Here is a 5123-nt window from a genome sequence, read left to right as displayed (position 1 = left end):
TTTATCAGAAGTTGACCAATGTTGATCATATGCCATCAACATGACATAGTCAGCAATCTTACCAAGCTCTTTTCTATCATAAGGTTCTTTTTTAACATTGGATGAAATTTGAGGTGTCACATCTACACTTACAAGTAAATTTTGTGAATGAAATACACCAGCTAATTCTCTTACAAATTGTGTTATTCCATCTCTATCCTCTATCTTTGTATTTTCAAAATCTATATTTATTCCCTTAAGTCCATATTGTTTGGTTAGCGAAAGAACTTTTTCTATAGCTTTTTCTCTTGAAGAACTTTTACTCAAAAATTCAGTAGTTAAATCAGCTTTAAAAGAATTATCTAAATAACCCCAGACATCAATTCCTAAGTCATTATACTTTTTTACATAATCTTGTCTTCCTCTATCTATTATATTTCCTGAGCTATCAGCTACAGAAAACCAAGTCGGACAAATTACATCAACTCCTGGAAGTTCTTTTATGCCACTTACAGTTTCATCTGATTGCCTGGCATAAGTATAGTCCCATGTTAAATTGAGAGGGGCCTTAGCCTCTCTCTTCTTTTTTTCTTTTTCAATTTTAAATCTGTTTTTAGGAAACTTTACTTCAAGTTTAGATTTAGAAATATAGCCTGCATATCCTTCAACTTCTCTAACTTTGTAAAAATCTCCCTCTTCTCCATAAACATAAACTTTATCATCTTTTTTCAAGATAGACACTATAGGAGATTTTGTGCTATCAGACTCTCTCATATTAAGTCCATTTCCTGGAGAAATGCCTACTGCATACTCTACATCTTTATAATCCATAATCAATAAATTCTTATTTTCAATGAATTTTAAAGTTATAGGATAATCATATACAAATGCTTCTATTGGCACATAAATTTTTGAATCTTTTTCTATTATAGGATCTCTAAGGCCTATTTTTTGCGAATTTAATAAACACTCTTTGGCTCCTACTTTAATTCTTTTAGTGCCTTGTTCATTTACAAAGATAATAGTTTTTTCATTTTCATCATATTTAACACTGTCATCTATATATTCTTTTATAAAATCTAAAGATAAATAGTATTGTCCATCTATTTTGTCAAATTCACCTTTTTTTATCTTATCTCCTTCAACTACAAAGTTAAAACCTTGATATGCTTTAGAAGTCTCTCCAGAACCTCTTCGGCTCAACAAAAATAAACTTCCTCCAACACCAACAACTATTAATAATAGTAGTATAATAAAAAATCTCTTCATATTCTAAACTCCTTTAATGATTATATTATAACTATAATCATTAAAAATTAAAAGTTAAAATAAATTCTAAGTATTTTACAATTTATAATACACATGCAAAAACTCAGAATCTTACGATCCTGAGCTATAATTAATAGTTATTCTTTTCTTTAACTTTAGCTGATTTACCTTGTCTGTCTCTTAAGTAATAAAGTTTAGAACGTCTAACTTTACCTCTACGAACTACAACTAATTTTGCAATTCTTGGAGTATTCATAAGAAAAGTTCTTTCAACTCCTATACCGTAAGAAATTCTTCTAACAGTAAAAGTTTTTCTTGAACTCTTTCCTTGAATTTTTATAACAGTTCCTTCGAAAGCTTGAACTCTTTCTCTTGAACCCTCAATTATTCTATAGTGAACTTGAACTGTATCTCCAACGTTAAAAGATGGAAGATCGTCTCTTAATTGTTCAGCTTCTATTGCTCTTATAATGTCCATATTGCCCTCCTCTCGTCATATGTCCTTTTTTAAATCATTTAATATATCCAATTCTTCTGAAGTTAGTATTTCTTCTTTTAAAAGATCTGGTCGCTTCAAAAGAGTGTTTTTTAGAGCTTCTCTTCGTCTATAGTCTTCAATTAGCTTATGATTTCCACTTAATAAAACCTCCGGCACTTCAAAACCTTCAAAATTTTGAGGTCTTGTATATTGTGGATACTCTAGTATACCTCGGTAATGTGATTCATCACTGTAGCTTTCGCTACTCGATAAAACTCCTGGAAGCAATCTAGTTATGCCATCAACCAACACCATAGATGCCATTTCCCCACCTGTTAGAACATAATCTCCTAAAGAAATTTCTTCGTCTACATAGTTTTCAATAACACGATTGTCAATCCCCTCATAGTGTCCATTTAATAAAATTAAATGTTCTTCTTTAGAAAGTTCTACTAATTTTTTTTGGTTTAGTACACTTCCTTGAGCTGACAGATATATTACCTTACTATTAAATGTCTTAACAGAATCAATAGCTTTTTTTATTGGAGGAACTTGCATTAACATGCCCGGACCACCACCAGATGGATAATCATCAACTTTATGATGTTTATTTTCAGAAAAATCTCTGATATTTATTGTTTTAAGATCAATTTGTTTTTCTTTGATAGCCCTTGAAATTATGCTATAGTCTTCTAAAATTTCAAAAAACTCAGGAAATAAAGTTAAAATACTGAATTTCACTCTAACATTCCTTCAATAGGTTCTATTATAATTTTTTTAGATTTAACATCTATATCTTTTACAAATTCAGAAACTTGTGGAATTAAATATTCCTTATCCCCCTTGACAACATATATATCATTTGCAGGATTTTCAATAAGGTCTACAATCTCTCCTACTAATTGTCCATCAGTTTTATAAACCTCACACCCAATGATATCAGATATAAAATATTCGCCTTCTTCAAGTTCAATTTTATCTTCATCACTTACATATATATAACAAGTTTTAAATTTTTCGACATCGTTAATATTATTTAAGCCATCGAAAAACAAATACACAAATCTTTCTGTAACTTGTACTTTTCTTACTTTTTGATGTATTAAATCATCACCAATATAGACATTTTCAAGATTATAAAATCTTTCATTTCTACTTGTCAAAGGCAATACTTTAAGTTCACCTTTAATCCCTCTGGTGTTAATTATTTGTCCTATTACCGTATAATTATTCAAGTTCTTCAATTTCTAAATTGACCCTTTTATTTTCTTTTAGTGATACTGCTTTTAAGACACCTCTTATTGCCTTAGCAATCTTACCTTGTCTTCCAATGACTTTGCCCATATCACTTTGCAAAACGTACAGAGATATATCAATTTGTTCATCAGTTTCTTTTGATTCCAACTTGATACTATCTGGATTATCAACTAAAGACTTAGCAATGTATTCAACTAATTCAACCATTTGAACCTCCATCAGAGATTACTCTGCATCTACTTTTGCTTCTTCTGAAACATTCTTTTTTTCTGCGTAAATGCTGTTTTCTCTAAATAGTCTGTCCACTGTATCAGTAGGCTTAGCACCATTTGCTATCCAGCTGTTTACTCTTTCTGCATCAACAACTACTTTCTTAGGTTCAGTTAAAGGATTGTAATAACCAATTTCCTCTATGAACTTACCATCTCTCGGACTACGAGAATCAGCTACAACTATTCTATAAAAAGGAGATTTTTTAGCTCCCATTCTTCTTAGTCTTATTTTAACTGCCATAATTCACCTCCATAATCAAATTAAATTTATATAAATAAATTTTTAACACTAAAACGGAAAAGGCATCCTGAATTTTTTCTTCTTCATTGTCTTGCCTAAATTTCCAAATTGCTTCATCATTTTCTTAATTTCTTTAAACTGTTTTAAAAGCCTATTAACTTCGACAGCATCAGTGCCACTGCCTGTCGCTATTCTCTTTCTTCTTGAAGAATCGATTATTTCAGGTTTTGTTCGTTCTTCTTTTGTCATAGACTTTATAATAGCTTCAACTCTTGAAAATTCTTTTCCATCAAAATTAATACCTTTTAAAGCTTTACTATTTACTCCCGGTATCATTCCTATCAAATCTTCGAGAGGCCCCATATTTCTCATTTGTTCCATTTGGTCTAAGAAATCATCTAAGGTAAAAGTTTGTGTTCTCAACTTTTCTTCAAGTTCCTTAGCCTTCTTTTCATCTACATTAGCTTGGGCTTTTTCTATAAGAGATAAAACATCTCCCATTCCGAGTATTCTAGAAGCCATTCTGTCTGGATGGAATACTTCAAGTTGGTCAAGTTTTTCCCCCATCGCGATATACTTTATAGGTACATCTGTAACTGCTCTTATTGATAAAGCAGCCCCACCTCTAGTATCACCATCTAACTTAGTAAGAACAACACCTGTAAGCTTTAATAGTTTGTCAAAAGACTCAGCTACATTTACTGCATCTTGTCCTGTCATAGAATCTAATACAAGTAAAATTTCAGAAGGATTAGTCCATTTATCAATTTCTTTTAATTCGTCCATCAAGTCTTCATCAATATGAAGTCTACCGGCTGTATCTATTATAATGACGTCATTTTGATTTCTCTTAGCATGTTCCAATGCAGCTTTTGCTATATCTACAGGGCTTATTTTATCCCCCATTGTATATACAGGAACATCTACACTCTCTCCAACAACCTGTAACTGTTTTATTGCCGCAGGTCTATACACGTCACATGCTACCAATAAAGGTCTGTTGCCTGATTTCTTAATCAACTTAGCAAGTTTTGCTGAAGTTGTAGTTTTACCAGCACCTTGAAGACCACACATCATAATTACTGTAGGCTTTTTAGATAAATCTAACTTAGACTCTCCAGTCCCCATCATATTTTTTAGTTCTTCATTTACTATCTTTATTACTTGTTGTCCTGGAGTTAAACTTTCAAGAACATCTTGTCCTAAAGAACGTTCTTTAACTTTTTTGATGAAGTCCTTAACCACTTTGAAATTTACATCTGCTTCCAAAAGTGCGAGTTTTACTTCACGCATGGCAGCATCTATATCTTTCTCAGTCAGTCTACCCTTTCCTGTCAATTTAGATAATGTATTTTGTAACTTTTCGGAAAGTGATTCAAATACCATTTTGAACCTCCTCATCATTTATTAGGGAAATAATATCATTTAAGATTTCTAAATTTAAATCAGTAGATGAATTCTTTAAGTTTTCAAGTAAATTTAACAACTTCTTTTTTCTAGCTATAGATTTGTTGTAATTTTCTAAAAGACCTAATATCTTTTCATAATGCTCTAAATTTTGTGCAGCCCTTTTAATGTTGTCAGACACAGCTTGTTTTGTAATATTCAATGTTTCAGCTATTTCATT

At 31.2% G+C, this 5123-nt stretch carries 8 protein-coding genes; all 8 read right to left on the bottom strand.

From position 1 onward, the window contains the following. Positions 1-1248: glycosyl hydrolase family 18 protein (locus SOR77_RS00820; RefSeq protein ID WP_320635320.1), on the bottom strand; the 1248-nt coding region annotated here is incomplete at its 3' end. A 130-nt stretch (positions 1249-1378) separates the two neighbouring features. Next, on the bottom strand, positions 1379-1726 hold the full coding sequence (gene rplS, locus SOR77_RS00815) for a 50S ribosomal protein L19 (RefSeq protein WP_320635319.1): 348 nt from the start codon (positions 1724-1726) through the stop codon (positions 1379-1381). A gap of 15 nt (positions 1727-1741) precedes the next feature. Then, positions 1742-2467 carry a tRNA (guanosine(37)-N1)-methyltransferase TrmD gene (gene trmD / locus SOR77_RS00810; RefSeq protein ID WP_320635318.1) on the bottom strand — a complete coding sequence of 242 codons (726 nt, stop codon included), beginning with the start codon at positions 2465-2467 and terminating at the stop codon, positions 1742-1744. Further along, positions 2464-2970, bottom strand: a complete 507-nt coding sequence (rimM, locus tag SOR77_RS00805) for a ribosome maturation factor RimM (protein WP_320635317.1) — start codon at positions 2968-2970, stop codon at positions 2464-2466. The genes trmD and rimM overlap by 4 nt, the downstream gene beginning before the upstream one ends. Then, on the bottom strand, positions 2954-3190 hold the full coding sequence (locus SOR77_RS00800; protein WP_320635316.1) for a KH domain-containing protein: 237 nt from the start codon (positions 3188-3190) through the stop codon (positions 2954-2956). Before SOR77_RS00800 ends, rimM begins: the two co-directional genes overlap by 17 nt. Before the next feature lie 18 nt (positions 3191-3208). After that, a complete protein-coding gene (gene rpsP, locus SOR77_RS00795) occupies positions 3209-3496 on the bottom strand; it encodes a 30S ribosomal protein S16 (RefSeq protein ID WP_004821669.1) in 288 nt (95 codons plus the stop codon). A 48-nt stretch (positions 3497-3544) separates the two neighbouring features. Then, positions 3545-4882: a signal recognition particle protein gene (ffh, locus tag SOR77_RS00790; protein WP_320635315.1), complete on the bottom strand. Its 1338-nt coding sequence runs from the start codon at positions 4880-4882 to the stop codon at positions 3545-3547. Further along, on the bottom strand, positions 4872-5123 hold a 252-nt coding region (locus tag SOR77_RS00785; RefSeq protein WP_320635314.1), incomplete at its 5' end, for a transcriptional regulator. The genes ffh and SOR77_RS00785, both read right to left, overlap by 11 nt.

The sequence above is a fragment of the Peptoniphilus sp. genome (assembly GCF_034090345.1).
Taxonomy (GTDB): domain Bacteria; phylum Bacillota; class Clostridia; order Tissierellales; family Peptoniphilaceae; genus Peptoniphilus.
The sequence above is the reverse complement of the archived record's forward strand: the minus strand, read 5'-3'. Positions and strand labels throughout refer to the sequence as shown.

What these genes read in the sequence shown, in the direction of transcription:
- rplS (WP_320635319.1), bottom strand. Translation starts at nt 1,726, where the DNA reads ATGGACATTATAAGAGCAATAGAAGCTGAACAATTAAGAGACGATCTT.
- SOR77_RS00800 (WP_320635316.1), bottom strand. Translation starts at nt 3,190, where the DNA reads ATGGTTGAATTAGTTGAATACATTGCTAAGTCTTTAGTTGATAATCCA.
- rpsP (WP_004821669.1), bottom strand. Translation starts at nt 3,496, where the DNA reads ATGGCAGTTAAAATAAGACTAAGAAGAATGGGAGCTAAAAAATCTCCT.
- ffh (WP_320635315.1), bottom strand. Translation starts at nt 4,882, where the DNA reads ATGGTATTTGAATCACTTTCCGAAAAGTTACAAAATACATTATCTAAA.